Below are 16,117 nucleotides of genomic sequence, written 5' to 3'. Positions count from 1 at the left end.
GATTTTGAGGATATAGATGAAAATTTCATTAAAGTGGTTAACCGATTACATTGATATAGAAGATTATTTGAAAACCCCTGAAGCTTTAGCTGATTTACTGACTCGGTCTGGGTTAGAAGTTGAGTCCATTGAAAATAAGGCAAAGGATTTTGAAAATGTCGTTATCGGATTGATACTTGAAAAAGATAAGCATCCTAATGCAGACAAGTTGTCTTTATGTCGAGTGACCACGGGTCAGGGTGTGGTTCATCAGATTGTTTGTGGGGCCCAAAATCATAAAACGGGAGATCGCGTGATTGTCGCTCTTCCCGGAGCCATCTTACCTGGGAATTTTTCTATTCAAAAATCAGTGATTAGAAATGTGGAATCCTATGGCATGCTATGTTCCTATAAAGAGCTGGGTTTGCTTGAATCAGAAGGTGGAAAGTCTAATGAAGGGATTGCTATTTTGCCAGCAGAGGCGAATGTGGGCCAGCTATTTAGCGAGTATAAAGGATTAAATGATGTTATTTTTGAAATTAAAGTCACACCCAACAGAGCGGATGTTTTAAGTCATTTTGGTTTAGCCAGGGAACTTTCTTGCTTGTTAAATAAAGAATTAAAAAATACAAATCATAGGGATGAAGGGATTTTTCGTAAGGAAAAATCCACAAAGAAACGATTTCATTTAGAGGTAGAAAATCCAGATCTTTGTCCAAGATATACAGGAAGATTCATTGAGAATGTCAAGGTGGGCCCTTCGCCGGCATGGCTCAAACAAAGGCTTGAAGCCTTAGGTTTAAAATCAATTAATAATATCGTGGATGTGACTAATTTTATTTTGCAAGATATGGGTCAGCCACTCCATGCCTTTGATGCGGATCTTATTCCAAACTCCAAAATAAAAGTGGGACTTTCTTCGAAAAACGAAAAATTTATCACCCTTGATGGGACCGAGATCACTCTTACTGGCGAAGAGCTATCCATCAAAAATGAAAATAATGAAACCTTGTGCTTAGCAGGATTAATTGGCGGCAAGACCTCTGGAGTTTCGGAAGCAACGAAAAATATTTTTTTAGAGTCCGCGTATTTTTTGCCTCACTCTGTTCGAAAAACTTCCAGAACTTTGGGGATAGAGACGGAGTCAGGATATCGATTTGCTCGGGGTATTGATCCCAATCTAGCCTTGCGCGCCTTGGACCGAGCCGCTTTTTTGATTCATCAAGTTTCATCCCCAATCTCACCTTCAATTTCATCGATGGCGTCCCTTGTGGAGTCAGGGGGAGAGGCTTCTGCTTGTGAAGTGTACGCAGATGAATATGATATTTATACAAAGCCAAATTCTCCGAAGGTGATTGAAATTCCCCTAGCTACGCTAACGGAAAGAATAGGGTACGAAGCGAAGGCCGATCTCTTTATGGATTGGATGAAAAGACTTTCTTGTCGGGTTGAAAGGATTGAAACGGGCGATAAAAAGAATGAAATTATTTTTCAGGTCACCCCGCCGAGCTTCAGAGTGGATCTTGAATCAGATATGGACTTAGTTGAAGAGTATGCAAGGCTTCAAGGTTATGAACATATCCCAGAAACATTGCCGGCCCTGTCATTTAAGCCCACTTCCCATGATCCTGTTTATGTCAATATGATTAAATCCGCTAAGGTCATCAAAGGCTATGGGTTTTCCCATGGATTTAATTATTCGTTTATAGGTGAAAAAGATTTTTTGAAGTTTAACGGTCCCCAGTTTGATTATTCAGAGTTGGGTTTTGAGAAAATAGAAGCGCTAGTGAGATTAAAAAATCCCTTAAATGAAGATTTAAATATCATGAGACCCTTGCTGACTTATGGTCTCTTCAAAAATGCCCTCAGTAATATTCGCTATGGTCATGACAATGGAAAGCTGTTTGAGATGGGAAAGGTATTTCAATCAACGGCAAAGTCCTTTAAAGAGAAGCAAAACCTGGCCCTGGTTGCTTGGGGAGCGAAGAGGGATCTTTGGAAATCCACACCTGAGGCCCCGCCGATTTTTATGATTAAAGAAGCGGTGGAGGGACTTTTAAATGACTTCCGAGTTAAATCATATGGTTGGAAACAAATTGAACCTTCGAAGGTCAATGAAAGTGCGGACATTCAACTTCCAGATTATCTTCATCCCTATCAAACAGCAGTTCTTATGGTTGAAGGCAGAAAAAGAGGTTTTATCAGTACCTTTCATCCTTTGATTCTAGAAGAGGAAAAAATCAGAGTTCCCATCGCTTTTGGTGAATTTGATTTTGATAATATCATCCCGATCGTTTCCAGGGTTAAGAGAGTGCAGAATATTTCTCGTTACCCCGTGGTCGAAAGAGATTTGGCTTTGCTTGCAGATTCTCATCAATCAGTTGAATCAATTTTTACTGTCATTCGTAAAATTGTGGCGAAGCATTTATTAAATTTAGAAGTTTTTGATATTTACCAAGGTGAAAACTTAGAGAAGGGCAAGAAGAGTGTGGCTTTAAGAATACGTTTTCAAGATTTTGAGAAAACGCTGGATGAATCCACAGTCAATCAATATCAAGAGCAAATACTTAAAAAACTAAATGAAAGCTTTCAAATCACACTCAGGTAAAATTTTAGACGCGGCGCTTGAGTTTTTCATTGTAACTGCTTGATTTTATTAAGCTTGTGGTTACAATTAAAAAAACCTGTTGAGTAATGGAAAATGGAGTAGATCATGGCTGGTCAAAATGTATGGAAGTCAACGATGACAAAGGCGGATATCGTTGAAAAAGTGTATGGTAAAATTGGTTTTTCTAAAAAAGAAGCCAGTGAATTAGTTGAACTTGTTTTTGATACCATTAAAGATCAATTGCATCATGGTGATAAAATTAAAATATCAGGCTTTGGTAATTTTGTGGTTACCAGCAAGCACGAGCGTGTTGGACGAAATCCTCAAACAGGTGTTCAGATCATGATTTCGGCCCGAAAGAAATTAACTTTTAAGCCCTCTCAGGTATTAAGAGCCATGCTTAATGGAGAAGATTATTCTCAATTGAAGGACGAGGATGACGATATCTAACCCAGAAGGTGGAGAACAAAAAATATCTCCCTTTAACCCTCAAGGAAATTTACCTGAAATTGTTCCTTCTAAGGATTTCAAGAAAGATTTCAAAGAAGAGCAAATGGAGTTTTCTATTTTAACTGAGATTCCTCTATCAACAGCTGAACCAGAAACAGAAATTGAAGTTAAAGCTGAAGCTGACACTGAGCCTGAACCTGAAGCGAGGGAAGTTCTAGCTTCAGAGTCGATTCCCCTCACTATTTCTGAACCCATTTCCTTGCCGGCAGCACTTTGTGATGATTTATTACTTGAAGAGATCAGTGCTATTCCTGATAAGATGGGTTTTAAAATTGGTGAAGTTTCAGATCTTCTAGGCATAAAGCAGTATGTGCTTCGCTATTGGGAAAGTGAATTTGAGGTATTAAAGCCTAAGAAAGCCCACAATAACCAGCGACTTTTTACCAAAAAAAATGTTGAAAATGCGTTTCTTATAAGAAAACTTTTACACAGAGACCGATTTTCAATCGAAGGAGCCAGAGTGGCTTTGAGAGGCCTTAAGGCCCATGTAAAAAAAGAACATCAAAAAGAAAAAGAAATCAAACAAGCCTTTCACAAGATGGATACCTATCATGATCGACTTGAAAACATAGCTTTAGATATTCGAAAACTTCGTCAGTTATTTAAATAGTAAAAATAGGCAAAACATAAATGTCATTACCGGTAGAGAATGGAAGAACTAGATTACACGTGATGAAAAAAATTCAAATTTAGATAGTGAAAGCGAATGTATTTATTCTTGCATTGATAATAAGAATAAGAGATTTGGTTCTAATGTTGCATAAACCAGAGTCATTATGAAAATACTTAATCAGAAGTTATTGAAAAGCGTTTTACTTGCAGCTGGATTTCTATTTTTGATTTCATGCCAAGATAAGAATCACCAAAATAAAAGCCATCAAACTGAAGTTTCCCTAGAAAAAAGCTCTGCAATCATTGGAGGGACTGAAGTTCTTGGTTCAGATCCTTTGAAGAAATTTACGGTTCTGATGCACGTCTATTCCGTTGATAAGGAAACGGATCCTAAACCCAAAAATATTTCAGTTTGTACGGGAATTATCGTTAGTCGGTTCCATGTTTTAACAGCAGCTCACTGTTTGGAAAAAGCTTTTGGAAAGATAACAAGCAATACCGTTAACAAAGACGAAAAACTAGATTCAAACATAGATCCAAGTTTAAAAAAACATGGAGTTGTTGAAGTGATTTATTCCCTCAATTTAGTTTCGAATGAGGTAAATAGAGATTATGTGAAGAAATCGATAATGCATTCTGGATATATCAGATCCGACGGGCAATATTTTGATATGGCGTTGTTAAAATTACGAAATGAGGTTCCTGCCGAATATGAACCCATCAGTATTTTACCTGCTGCTATGGAACTTAAAAAAGGAGATTCCGTTATCTCCTTAGGATATGGGAGTCATGGTCCGGGACTGGGAAATCAATTAATGAAACTCTATAAAGTGAGTGAAGTTCCCATTCAGGAGGATGAAGGAATCGAAATTGTTTTAGATCAAACAAATGGAAAAGGAATTTGCAGTGGTGATTCAGGTGGGCCAACAGTCTATTACTATCAAGGTAAATATTATCTTGTAGGAATTAATATGGCCGTCGTCGTCACAGACAAAACAAATCCTTCAGTTTGCAATACCTACGGAGTTATTGTTAAAACCCAAACATTTAAACCTTGGATCTTAAAACAAATAAATCTACTGTAGAGTTTTCAGTTCTTCAATTTCTGCAAGCTCGAAAGCATCATCTGATTCTTTATCCGAATCGGGTGAAGAAACCACTAAATTTGATTCTTCAAGGCCTAGTAATTTATTGGCAAGGTTTTCTAATTCTGTATTCGTCGTTGAAAATTGAAAATAAAAGTTTTCGTTTTTAAAATGGATCTTTTTCCAATAAAGGGGGAGCTCGGTGTTGTCCTCATCTTCTAGATAGTCCAGCATGGCGCCATGAATAAGATCAATTCCTTTGTGTAGTTGGAGCCAAACATCACTTTTATCATCGGGAATATCAAAGGAAATCTCAAAATTAGGTTGTTTGAGTCGCCCTTCTTCCAGAAACCCAATTTGAAAAAGAACTTCTTCTGGATAAATTCGGCCTTCAGTAACAATTCGATGGTTTTTCAGTTGATTGCCGAAAGTTTCCTCAACGGCATCTTTAATTTGTAAGGTTAAATCCTGTGGGAAGTGAGCCCATTTTTTTGAGTTTGGTCGTCTTGGAATCATATATCTCCTCAAGGAATAGGAAAGAGGTCAAATAAAGCCTGACTATATATATCAAAGATTGGATTGACACAATGAGTTTTTTACCTAAATATGGGGCCTTTTAAGGTCCAGAGGAATTTACCATGAATCAGAACTATCCTAATCAAGATATTGGCAAGGGACGAGGAGTTTACGTTTCCACCTATGGTTGTCAAATGAATGTCAACGATTCCGATCGCATGTTGGCTTTGCTTGAAATGGTGAATTTTGTTCCCGTTCAAGATCCAAAAGAAGCCAGTGTGATTATCATTAATTCGTGCTCCATCAGGGAAAAGCCGGTTCACAAGGTTTATTCAGAGGTGGGGACTTATCGTAAAATGAAAGAATTAAATCCTCAGCTCAAAATTGGAGTGGGGGGCTGTGTTGGCCAGCAGGAAAAAGAGAAATTAATAAAGAATCAGCCGATGATTGATTTTGTTTTTGGAACGGATGCGATAGATTCCTTGCCAGAAATTTTGACGGATCTTTATTTTAAAGAGTCAAATGAGGCTAAACAAGAAGTTAAAGAAGAAGATAAAAAAGACTCAAAGGCAGAGAAGCCTCTTTCGAATAAATCTAAAATTGTAAAAGCTCAATTTGCCCATCGACAACCCTATCATGTAGAAACTTTAGTGCGAAATCCAGGGGTCTCAACTTTTGTAAATATCACTAAAGGTTGTGATAATTTTTGCACTTTTTGCGTGGTTCCTTTTACTCGAGGTCGAGAAAAAAGCCGTCCCCAATCCCATATCTTGATGGACATTAAAACTTTGCTCAAAAGGGGAGTGAAAGAAGTCACTCTTTTGGGGCAAAATGTAAATTCCTATCAGAGCGAGTGTGGGGCTGATTTTGCTGATTTATTGAGTGCCGTGGCCAAGGAGACAAGTGTTGAGCGTATCCGATTTACCACGAGTCACCCTAAGGATTTTGATGAAAAATTAATCAAGGTGTTAGCGCAAAATCAATCAAAGATTTGTGAGTACATTCATTTGCCTTTTCAAAGTGGCAACACTCGTGTTTTAGAACAAATGAATCGCGGCTATACCAGGGAAGAATACCTCGAGAAAATAAGAATGATCAAAGAAATCATGCCCAACGTGGTATTGTCGACAGATATTATTGTTGGCTTTCCTGGCGAGACCGAAGCTGAGTTCTTGGAGACTCTTTCATTGATTAAGGAAGTGGCTTTTGAAACCGTTTTTGCCTTTAAATACTCGCCAAGACCAAATACCAAGGCCGCCAAATTTGAAGATCAAATCCCCGAGGCCATCAAATCGGAAAGATTGCAGCGTCTTTTTGATTTTCATAATGAATTGGCCTTTGACCTTGCCAAAAAATATGAAGGACGCACATTAAGCGTACTTGTTGAAAAAAAAGAAGAACCCATCCTTGGAAATGGGATGGTGAAACATTCTGGACGTAGTACACAAAACAAGTTGGTGTATTTTGAAGCTCCAGAAAATTTAAACCTTGTAGGAGAAACGGTGAATATAAATATAACTAAAGCTTTTCCTGCAGTTTTTAGGGGTGATTACAGTGGCAAACTCAACTAATATTAATTTACCAGTTCCTGATATCTATCAAGTTCTTGGTGGGAATTTATTATTTTCAAATCAGTCTGAAGAGGAAGAAGTTTTTCATCAAAATGATTTAATAGAATTATTTCCATTTGGCGTGTCATTGACTCCTGAATTGCATCAGCCCTTTGTTTTGTTAAAAGATAAAAGTTTAGAGTTTACCCTTCCTGTGCCTATCCACCCCATTGAGGCCGGAGCGGTCATCAATTTTGGTAATAAATCTCAAGCCCCCTATGATCCCCATCATTTTTTAGGGCAAATATTAGAGTCCTTGCAGATAAAAATACTTCAATGTGTTTTTGTTCAACTTAAAGGACCAAGACAATATGTTAGGGTGTATTTTCAAGGACACCAAAAATTAAACTCGATTAAGATTCAAGCCGATCAAGCGATCAGCCTTTGTATCTCGCATAAAGTTCCTTTGTTTGCGACTAAAAATTTTATCAATCAAAGCAAGCTTTTAAATGTGCAAATTGAAGGGGTCACCAAGCATTTGTTAGAAAATCAAAAAAACTTGGTAAAGAATTCAAATTATCTTCAATAGAGTTCTTTTTAAATTTTTTGATAAAAAATGTTGAGCTCTTTGCGAATTGTATATATTCTCGGCCATGGGTCTAATCAAATCCGTGCGAGGTTTCACTCCACAAATTCACGAGTCCGTTTTTTTAGCAGAAAATGCAACGATCATTGGGAATGTCACTCTTAAGAAAGGGTGTTCTGTCTGGTATCAAGCCGTTTTAAGAAGTGATGTCATGCCTATTGAAATTGGTGAAGATACCAATATTCAAGATGGAACAGTTATTCATGGGACTTTTGAAAAATGGGGAACAAAAATAGGAAATCAAGTCACCGTTGGGCACCAAGTGATGCTTCATGGAACGACCATAGATGATCTCTGTCTTATCGGCATGGGAAGTATTTTAATGGATGGGTGTTTTATTGCTAAAAACTCAATTGTAGGTGCCGGATCCTTAGTGACCGAGGGATCAAAATTTCCAGAAGGTTCTTTAATTATAGGAAGACCGGCAAGGGTAGCTCGCCCCTTAACTCAAGAAGAAATAAAGTACATTGCTCAATCTTCTGAAAATTATAAACTCTATACGACATGGTATCGATAATTTGATACGAAAGGAATTTAAATGGAATTTAGAAATATATCCTACGCTTTAACCTTTGACGATATTTTACTTATTCCTCAGTATTCTGAAATAGTGCCGACAGAGGTGACGCCAAAGAGTTTTTTTGCCAAGGATAAATATTTAAATACACCCATTCTTTCCTCGGCTATGGATACAGTGACAGAAAATCGTATCGCAAGAATCATGGCGCAAATGGGAGGCCTTGGAATTATCCATAAAAATATGGACATTGAAAAACAATGTTTAGAAGTCGAGCGGGTTAAGAAATATGAAAGTGGCATGATCCAGGATCCCATCACCTTGGGACCTAAGGAAAAAGTGAGCAAAGCTTTAGAGATGATGAGTCGCTACTCTATCAGTGGCGTTCCCATAACGGTGGATAAAGTCTTGGTAGGAATTTTAACCAATCGGGACCTTCGATTCGAGACCAATGTCGATCAATTGATTGAAGATTTAATGACCAAAGAAAATTTAATCACCGCCGTGGAAGGCACCACTCTTGAGCAAGCAAAAAAAATCTTGCAAAAATACCGAATTGAAAAGCTTCCCGTGGTGAATGCGAAGGGCGAGCTGAAAGGATTAATTACCATCAAAGATATTGAAAAAGCCCAGGCTTTCCCTCAAGCAACGAAGGATTCTCGAGGCCGTCTGTCTGTGGGGGGAGCTGTCAGTGTCGGTAAAGAAGGGATTGCCAGGGCGGAGGCCTTGTGTGCTGCCCATGTGGATGTGATTTGTATTGATACCGCCCATGGACACTCTAAAAATGTGATTACGAATTTGGAATACCTTTCTAAAAAATTTAAAGATGTTATTTTTATCGCTGGAAATGTCGTTACTGCCGAAGGAACTTTGGCTTTGATGGAGGCTGGTGCTGATGTGGTAAAGGTCGGAGTGGGGCCTGGCAGTATATGTACTACCAGAGTGGTTGCCGGAGTGGGGATGCCTCAAATCTCTGCCGTAGTGGAGTGCTCCAAGCAGGCAAAGCACAAAAGAAAAACAATTATTGCCGATGGCGGAATTAAATATTCAGGGGATATCACCAAGGCTTTGGCTTTGGGTGCGAATACGGTGATGATTGGGAATCTGCTGGCAGGGGCCGAGGAATCCCCTGGTGAAACGATTTTATATCAAGGACGAACGTATAAAATGTACCGCGGGATGGGATCTATAGGAGCTATGTCCAAGGGCTCTAAAGATAGGTATGGGCAAATGGATATCCATGATGTGGACAAGTTGGTTCCTGAAGGTATCGAAGGAAAAGTTCCCTATAAAGGGAGTGCCTCTGGTATCATTCATCAATTAGTGGGTGGTTTAAAATCAGGGATGGGGTATTTGGGGGCTTCGAATATTGAAGAACTTCAAAAACGAGCTAAATTTGTGCAAATTTCCCCTCAGGGTCTCAAAGAGTCCCATGTTCATGATGTGAGTATCACCAAGGAAGCACCCAACTACCGCTTAGAGTAGAGGGGTTAAGCCTAGGAATCAACTCTTCGTTCTCGTCGATCGAACTTCTTGCGACTTGGCCTTGCCAAGTCTCAGTCGTCTCACTCCTGCGGCCTTGATTTGAGTCCTAGGCACAGCCCCTGCCAAGAATATTCTTTTGTCCGGCGGCGCGATGATGGCAATTTTCCTTGTTAAAATAGTGAATTCGATAAAAATTAGAAAGCTATGACAAAACTATTAGATCACGGATTTTTAATACTCGATTTTGGTTCTCAGGTGACTCAACTCATTGCTCGACGTCTGAGAGAAATGGGATATTTTTCAGAGATCAGACATTTTTCCTACCCACTTGATGAGATTAAGAAAAAAAAATATGCGGGCATTATTTTAAGTGGTGGCCCAAGCTCCGTTTATGAAGACCAAGCTCCCTATCGTTCCATTAAAGAGTTGCAAGTAGCTGCTCCCTTAATGGGAATTTGTTATGGTATGCAATTAGTTTGTCACGATTTGGGTGGCAAGGTGGAACCGGCAAAATCTCGTGAGTATGGGTACAAGACAGTTCATTGGAGTAAAAATATTTTCAAAGAAAATCCAGATGTGTCTTCCTCTTTGAATTATGATCAAAAAGTTTGGATGAGTCATGGGGATGTGGTCACTCAGATCCCTGCAGGTTTTACTTTGTTAGCAGAGACTGAAGACCATCCCGCTGCTATTGAAAGTGAAAAAATATTTGCGGTGCAGTTTCATCCTGAAGTGGTGCATACGGAAAAGGGCGAGAAAGTTCTCGAGTACTTTATTAAAAAATGTGGAGCACAAAAAAATTGGCAAACCCAGAATATGTTGGAAGAACTTAACGAGCAAGTTCTGTCCATGGTAAGCCCTGCAGACCATGTGCTTTGTGGTCTTTCTGGAGGGGTGGACTCCAGTGTCGTTGCCATCCTACTGACTAAAATATTGGGGAAAGACCGAGTTCATTGTGTCTTTGTGAACAATGGATTGCTTAGAAAAAATGAGTATTCAGATGTTCTTAATTCCTATGAGCATGTGGGACTCAATGTGGTGGGGGTGGATGCTTCAAAGCATTTTTTGGAAGGATTGAAAGGTCTCATTGATCCAGAATTAAAAAGAAAAGCCATTGGGCGTATTTTTATTGAAGTATTTCAGGAAGCTGTGGAAAAAATAAAATTACAAACAAAGATAGAAATAAAATGGTTGGCTCAAGGAACTCTGTATCCTGATGTGATTGAAAGTGTTTCGACCACGGGGAGTTCGGTGACCATTAAGTCCCATCACAATGTGGGAGGGCTTCCAGAGAAATTAAATTTTAAATTACTCGAACCGGTGCGACTTCTTTTTAAAGATGAGGTCAGGCGTTTAGGTCGTGAATTAAAGGCTCCCGAAGAGATTGTTTCCCGGCATCCTTTTCCTGGGCCGGGATTAAGTATTCGAGTTATTGGCGAAGTGACGGAAGATCGTTTGGTCCTTTTAAGGGAAGCAGATCATCTGTTTATTCAGTATTTAAAAAATAAAAATTTATATGATAAAATTTGGCAAGCCTTTTGTGTGCTCACTCCCATTCAGACCGTTGGTGTGATGGGGGATGGTCGTACCTACGAGTACGTGTTAGCCCTACGAGCGGTGACCGCTATTGATGGGATGACTGCGGATTGGTATGAATTTGATAGTAGTGATTTAAAAGCTATCTCGAATGAAATAACCAATAAGGTGAAGGGCGTTTCGCGAGTGGTGTATGATATTACCAGCAAACCTCCAGCAACTATCGAGTGGGAATAAATGTCTGAAAGTATTCCTTTTGTTCATCTCCATGTGCATTCAGAGTACTCTCTTTTAGAGGCTTCTTGTCGAGTCAAATCTATGGTTAAAAAGGCAGCTGGTTTTGGAATGCCAGCGGTGGCCCTTACAGATAATGGAAATATGTTTGGCGCCATTGAGTTTTATTTTGCTTGTAAAGAGAATAACGTGAAACCCATTCTTGGAATGGATGCTTATATCTGTGAAAATCGTTTGGAAAAAAAGCAAGAACGAGAATCCAATTTAGGTCCCAGGCGTTTGGTTTTACTTGCCAAAAACTTTCATGGTTACCAAAATCTTTGTGCCTTAAGCTCCGTGGGGTTTCAAGAAGGGTTTTATTGGAAACCTCGGATTGATTATGAGATTTTAAGAAAATATTCAGAGAATTTAATTTGCCTCAGTGGAAGCTTGCGGGGTGAGGTGGCCGATGCCTTTCTTAAAGAAGGAGCGGAGTCCGCCAAGAAAAAGATCCTCTTGCTGAAAGAAATTTTTCAAGATGATTTTTATTTAGAGATAAATCGTATGGGACTACCCACCACGATGGAGCAAAATGGCCATCAATCTTTAAATGATTTTTTAGTTTCTGCAAGTCGTGAATTTCAACTCCCATTGGTGGCGACCAACGATGTCTACTATTTAAATCAAGAGGATCAAATTGCCCAAGAAGTTTTAGTTTGTATTGGAACTAATCGCACCTTAAATGATGAACATCGGCCTAAGCTAGGTTCCAGCGAGTTTTACTTCAAAGCTCCCCATGTAATGAGAGACCTCTTTGCCGATATTCCCGAGGCCATTGAGAACACTTTAAAGATTGCTGAAAAAATTAATATCCAATTTAATTTAAAAGATGCCCAAGGAAAAGCGATTTATCATTTGCCCACGTTCCCAACAGAAGAAGGCCGTAGTCTTAAAGAAGAGATTTCTTATCGATCGCACAAAGGCCTAGAGGTTCGATTTCAAGAAGCGGAGGCTCGTGGTGAAGGGGTCCTGGAAGAAAAAAAACCTGATTACCGAGCTCGTTTGGATTTTGAATTAGGTGTCATCGATAGGATGGGATTTAACGGATACTTTTTGATCGTCCAAGATTTTATTAATTGGGCGAAAGGAAACAATATTCCTGTTGGGCCGGGGAGAGGATCTGGAGCCGGGTCTTTAGTTGCTTACTCTTTGAATATTACGGATTTGGATCCTTTACCTAATTTTTTATTATTTGAAAGATTTTTAAATCCAGAACGTATCAGCATGCCCGATTTTGATATCGATTTTTGTCAAGATCGACGTGGCGAAGTGATCAAATACGTCACACAAAAATATGGAGAAGCCTCAGTTTCTCAAATCATCACTTATGGAAAGCTACAAACCAGAGCCGCTCTCAAAGATGTCGGTCGCGTGCTAGGAATGACTTTTCCAGAAGTCGATGTGGTATCAAAGCTGATTCCTGATAAGTTGGGGGTGACTCTTAAAGAATCACTTGAAATGGAGCCAAGAATTTCAGAGATGATGGAATCAAATCCCACGGTGGCAACCTTAATAGATCTAGCTCAAAAAGTGGAAGGAATGGTTCGCCATGCAGGGATTCACGCGGCGGGAGTGATTATTGCCGATGGCGAGCTTCGAAAACATGCGCCTTTGTATAAGGGTGCCGATGGTGAAAATGTAGTTCAGTATGATATGAAACATGCTGAGAAAATTGGTTTGATTAAATTTGATTTTTTGGGTTTAAAAACCCTCACTCATATTCATTATGCGTTAGAGATGGTAAGAAAAAATAAAGGAAAAAAAATTTCTACCTCTGAAATCCCTTTAAACGATCCTAAAATTTATGAGCTGCTTTCCCGTGGAGATACCGCTGGAATTTTTCAGTTTGAGGGTGAAGGTATCAGTGATGCGACTCGAAAAATAAAACCTTCTTCTTTTGCAGATATCACCGCCATCACTTCCTTGTACCGCCCAGGACCCATGGCCAATATTCCTGAGTACACGAAGCGAAAGCATAAGGAATCTCCCATAGAGTACTTGTTAGAGGATTCTAAAAAAGTATTGGAAGAAACCTATGGGATTATGGTTTATCAAGAACAGGTGATGGGGATTGCCTCTTTGATTGCAGGTTACAGCCTTGGTGAAGCCGACATGCTCCGTCGTGCCATGGGAAAAAAAATCAAATCAGAAATGGATTTTCATCGGGAAAGATTTTTGAAAGGGGCCAAGGAAAAAGGTCATGATGTCAAAAAATCAGAAGAGCTTTTTGAGCTTATGTATAAGTTTGCTGACTATGGTTTTAATAAATCCCATGCGGCGGCTTATTCTGTAATTACCGCTCAGACAGCATGGATTAAGCATTACTATCCTGCTGAATTTTTTGCAGCGCTGTTGTCTACAGAGATTAATGATACCGATAAAGTTGTTAAGTATGTTAAAGACTCGCAAAAACATCAATTAGAAGTTCTGCCTCCACACATTAATGTTTCAGAGTATTTGTTTACGGTTAAAGGAGAAAAAATTTATTTTGGGCTAGGGGCGATCAAGGGAGTGGGTCAAGCGGCAGTGGATTCCATTCTGGAAGCACGTCTTGAAAAAGAAGATCATAAATTTAAAGATCTCTATGATTTTTTTAGCAGTGTGGACTTAAGAAAAGTAAATAAAAAAGTCATCGAGTGCTTGATTAAGTCGGGTGCCTTTGATGGTTTTGGATTTCAACGATCTGAACTTCTGGGTGGTTACACTTTATTTTTAGACAGGGCCATTGAAGTGCAAAAAGACAGAGAGCTCGGGCAGACCTCATTATTTGATTTGGATCAGAGTCAAAAAATGGATATTAAATTGCCAAAGGTAAAAGTATGGCCACGCATGGTTCAGATGGGCTATGAGAAGGAGGTCCTTGGTTTTTACCTGAGTGATCATCCTTTAAATGGTTATGAAAAATTAACCCATATTTGGACCCATGGACATATCAAAGATTTGCCTGAGCTGGCTAAAAAAGCAGAACCCATTGTCCCGTCACCGAGTTCCAATCCCTATGACCGTCGCAAGGATCAAAAACGCAGAGTGATTATTGCTGGTATCGTGACGGAATTCAGAGAAATGATAACCAAAAAGGGAACACGGATGGGTTTTGGAAAATTAGAAGATTTGACGGGGAGCTGTGAGTTAGTGGTATTTCCTGATGTCTATGCTAAATTTGAACCTGTTTTTAAAGAGGATAAGCCTGTTTTACTTGCGGGAATGTTAGAAAACAATGAAGAACAATATAAGATCATGGTGGACAATATTGCGAGTCTAGATGAGGTTTTAAAAAAATCTAAGAAAGTGATTTTTAATTTAGAGTTGTTAGACTCGAGTGAATTTGAAAAACTAAATTCAGTGTTAAAAGATTTTTCTGGTCCGACTCCTTTAAGTTTGAAAATTAAACTTAAGGAGTACGAAAGAATTGTCGAGATTGAGCATCCTGAAATTCAAGGCCTGTCAATCAACAACGATTTGTTTGATAATATTCAATCTTCATTTGGAAGAACTGATTTCCTAGAGTTGAGTAATAGTTAAGACTATTAAGAAAGTTAGGTTTCTAGGTTGCTGAGATGCCAGGATAAATTGGAAGGTCATAGGGTTGACGAAAGGGAAAGTGATGAAACATTTTTTTAATAAAGAATTAATTTTTTATATCGTCGTATTTAGTTGGATGCAAAATGCTGTCTTTGCTCAAGAGACACTGATTGAAAGATCCTATACGATATCGAGTGAAAAAGAATCCCTCATCGAGGCTAAAAAAGAAATCATGGAAAAGGCCGTTCAAAGTGCTGTCGAGGATATTTCTCGGGATATTATTGGCGAAGAAAGATTGACCAAAAATAAGACTATTTTCCAAACCAGAGTCGTTTCTAAGGCTTCTAAATTTATACCTTTTTCAAAGGTAACAGAACCTGAAGTTCTTGACAAAAAAACAACCCAAACGATTTTCTTAAAAGTCAGCCTTCAAGAGTTAAAGAATATTTTAAAGGAAAATAGAATATTAGAGGAAATAGATCAAAAATTAAACATTTTACCGCTAGTTCATTTTGAAAATATGCTATCAGGGAAAAAATACAGATGGTGGTCCAAACAAGATGAGGGATGGAAAAAAATCTCTCTCTCTTTTGAATCTCAACTACAGAAAAATTTACTTAAGAGTGGCATATTCCTGCAGCGACCCACCTTTTTCGAATTTCAAAATTCAATGCCAACAATAATGGCAGGGGAAAAATGGGCCATGGAAGATTTAATATATCTTGGAAAATGGTATCAATCGCCTTTTATTTTAGAAGGAAGCGTTTCGGTTAAAAATACAAATAAAAAATCAATCCAAAATGTTTTGTTCATGAAGTTAACATTGATTCAAGCTCAGCAAGGGAAAGTGGTTCTGGATATTCAACGCCAATATGATTTACCGGTTTTTAAAGAAGATCATAAACTAGAAACTTGGATTGAAACCAAAATTGCAGAAGAGGTCGATTCTATTTCTCTTGATTTATCCCAGCAGTTAGATGAGATTTTACAGAGAGGAATTCTAAATACTCAGAAGATCCGATTGCAGTTTAAGATGACTTCTAGGCCGTTAAGAATCGAAAATATAAAAGAAAAAATGAAGGCCTTTTCAAGCTTGATTAAAAACATGAGGGAAAGGGAAATCACCTCCCAATTTGTTGTTTATGAAGTGGATTTTTCTGGATCAGTTCAAGAATTACAAAATAAAATTCTTTCGAGTGATTTTAGTTTTGGAGAATTAACTAAGATTTCTTTGCTCAAAACCAATGAGAAAGAAATGATTTTTGAAATTAAGTAGGG

The 16,117-nt window shown here is 38.6% G+C and carries 12 protein-coding genes; 11 read left to right on the top strand and 1 reads right to left on the bottom strand.

The features are described 5' to 3' along the window. The first annotated feature begins 16 nt into the window (after positions 1–16). The 4 genes from J0M15_09490 to J0M15_09475 all read left to right on the top strand — a co-directional run bounded on the left by J0M15_09490 (position 17) and on the right by J0M15_09475 (position 4,794). Positions 17–2,587: a phenylalanine--tRNA ligase subunit beta gene (locus J0M15_09490; protein ID MBN8537275.1), complete on the top strand. Its 2,571-nt coding sequence runs from the start codon at positions 17–19 to the stop codon at positions 2,585–2,587. Between the two features lie 105 nt (positions 2,588–2,692). After that, positions 2,693–3,037, top strand: coding sequence for an integration host factor subunit alpha (locus J0M15_09485; GenBank protein MBN8537274.1), 345 nt, complete (start codon positions 2,693–2,695; stop codon positions 3,035–3,037). Positions 3,038–3,140: 103 nt separating this feature from the next. Then, positions 3,141–3,707: a MerR family transcriptional regulator gene (locus tag J0M15_09480; protein ID MBN8537273.1), complete on the top strand. Its 567-nt coding sequence runs from the start codon at positions 3,141–3,143 to the stop codon at positions 3,705–3,707. A 166-nt stretch (positions 3,708–3,873) separates the two neighbouring features. Then, complete coding sequence (locus J0M15_09475; protein MBN8537272.1) at positions 3,874–4,794, top strand: trypsin-like serine protease; 921 nt, start codon at positions 3,874–3,876, stop codon at positions 4,792–4,794. Here the strand turns inward: J0M15_09475 and J0M15_09470 are convergent. Further along, positions 4,786–5,310 (bottom strand): hypothetical protein, encoded by a 525-nt coding sequence (locus J0M15_09470; protein MBN8537271.1) that lies wholly within the window; start codon positions 5,308–5,310, stop codon positions 4,786–4,788. The two genes, J0M15_09475 and J0M15_09470, sit on opposite strands and share 9 nt — an antisense overlap. A 122-nt stretch (positions 5,311–5,432) precedes the next feature. On the opposite strand from J0M15_09470, the gene miaB reads away from it, so the two are divergent. The 7 genes from miaB (at position 5,433) to J0M15_09435 (ending at position 16,115) form a co-directional block, all read left to right on the top strand. After that, positions 5,433–6,881, top strand: a complete 1,449-nt coding sequence (miaB, locus tag J0M15_09465) for a tRNA (N6-isopentenyl adenosine(37)-C2)-methylthiotransferase MiaB (GenBank protein ID MBN8537270.1) — start codon at positions 5,433–5,435, stop codon at positions 6,879–6,881. After that, positions 6,865–7,449, top strand: a complete 585-nt coding sequence (locus J0M15_09460) for a bifunctional nuclease family protein (GenBank protein MBN8537269.1) — start codon at positions 6,865–6,867, stop codon at positions 7,447–7,449. The genes miaB and J0M15_09460 overlap by 17 nt, the downstream gene beginning before the upstream one ends. 64 nt (positions 7,450–7,513) lie before the next feature. Beyond that, positions 7,514–8,023, top strand: a complete 510-nt coding sequence (locus J0M15_09455; protein ID MBN8537268.1) for a gamma carbonic anhydrase family protein — start codon at positions 7,514–7,516, stop codon at positions 8,021–8,023. Between the two features lie 21 nt (positions 8,024–8,044). Next, the gene (gene guaB, locus J0M15_09450) at positions 8,045–9,508 is read left to right on the top strand and encodes an IMP dehydrogenase (GenBank protein MBN8537267.1); all 1,464 of its coding nucleotides are present in this window, start codon (positions 8,045–8,047) and stop codon (positions 9,506–9,508) included. Between the two features lie 204 nt (positions 9,509–9,712). Beyond that, entirely contained in the window at positions 9,713–11,281 is a 1,569-nt protein-coding gene (gene guaA, locus J0M15_09445) for a glutamine-hydrolyzing GMP synthase (protein ID MBN8537266.1), read from the top strand. Between the two features lie 12 nt (positions 11,282–11,293). Further along, positions 11,294–14,839 carry a DNA polymerase III subunit alpha gene (gene dnaE, locus J0M15_09440; protein MBN8537265.1) on the top strand — a complete coding sequence of 1,182 codons (3,546 nt, stop codon included), beginning with the start codon at positions 11,294–11,296 and terminating at the stop codon, positions 14,837–14,839. An 82-nt stretch (positions 14,840–14,921) separates the two neighbouring features. Next, on the top strand, positions 14,922–16,115 hold the full coding sequence (locus J0M15_09435) for a hypothetical protein (GenBank protein MBN8537264.1): 1,194 nt from the start codon (positions 14,922–14,924) through the stop codon (positions 16,113–16,115). The last annotated feature ends 2 nt before the right edge of the window (positions 16,116–16,117 follow it).

The organism is Deltaproteobacteria bacterium, assembly GCA_017302835.1.
Lineage (GTDB): Bacteria > Bdellovibrionota > Bdellovibrionia > Bdellovibrionales > Bdellovibrionaceae > UBA2316.
The sequence above is the reverse complement of the archived record's forward strand: the minus strand, read 5'-3'. Positions and strand labels throughout refer to the sequence as shown.

Coding starts and splice junctions, on each gene's coding strand:
- J0M15_09490 (MBN8537275.1), top strand. CDS start 17: ATGAAAATTTCATTAAAGTGGTTAACCGATTACATTGATATAGAAGAT.
- J0M15_09485 (MBN8537274.1), top strand. CDS start 2,693: ATGGCTGGTCAAAATGTATGGAAGTCAACGATGACAAAGGCGGATATC.
- J0M15_09480 (MBN8537273.1), top strand. CDS start 3,141: ATGGAGTTTTCTATTTTAACTGAGATTCCTCTATCAACAGCTGAACCA.
- J0M15_09475 (MBN8537272.1), top strand. CDS start 3,874: ATGAAAATACTTAATCAGAAGTTATTGAAAAGCGTTTTACTTGCAGCT.
- J0M15_09470 (MBN8537271.1), bottom strand. CDS start 5,310: ATGATTCCAAGACGACCAAACTCAAAAAAATGGGCTCACTTCCCACAG.
- miaB (MBN8537270.1), top strand. CDS start 5,433: ATGAATCAGAACTATCCTAATCAAGATATTGGCAAGGGACGAGGAGTT.
- J0M15_09455 (MBN8537268.1), top strand. CDS start 7,514: ATGGGTCTAATCAAATCCGTGCGAGGTTTCACTCCACAAATTCACGAG.
- guaB (MBN8537267.1), top strand. CDS start 8,045: ATGGAATTTAGAAATATATCCTACGCTTTAACCTTTGACGATATTTTA.
- guaA (MBN8537266.1), top strand. CDS start 9,713: ATGACAAAACTATTAGATCACGGATTTTTAATACTCGATTTTGGTTCT.
- J0M15_09435 (MBN8537264.1), top strand. CDS start 14,922: ATGAAACATTTTTTTAATAAAGAATTAATTTTTTATATCGTCGTATTT.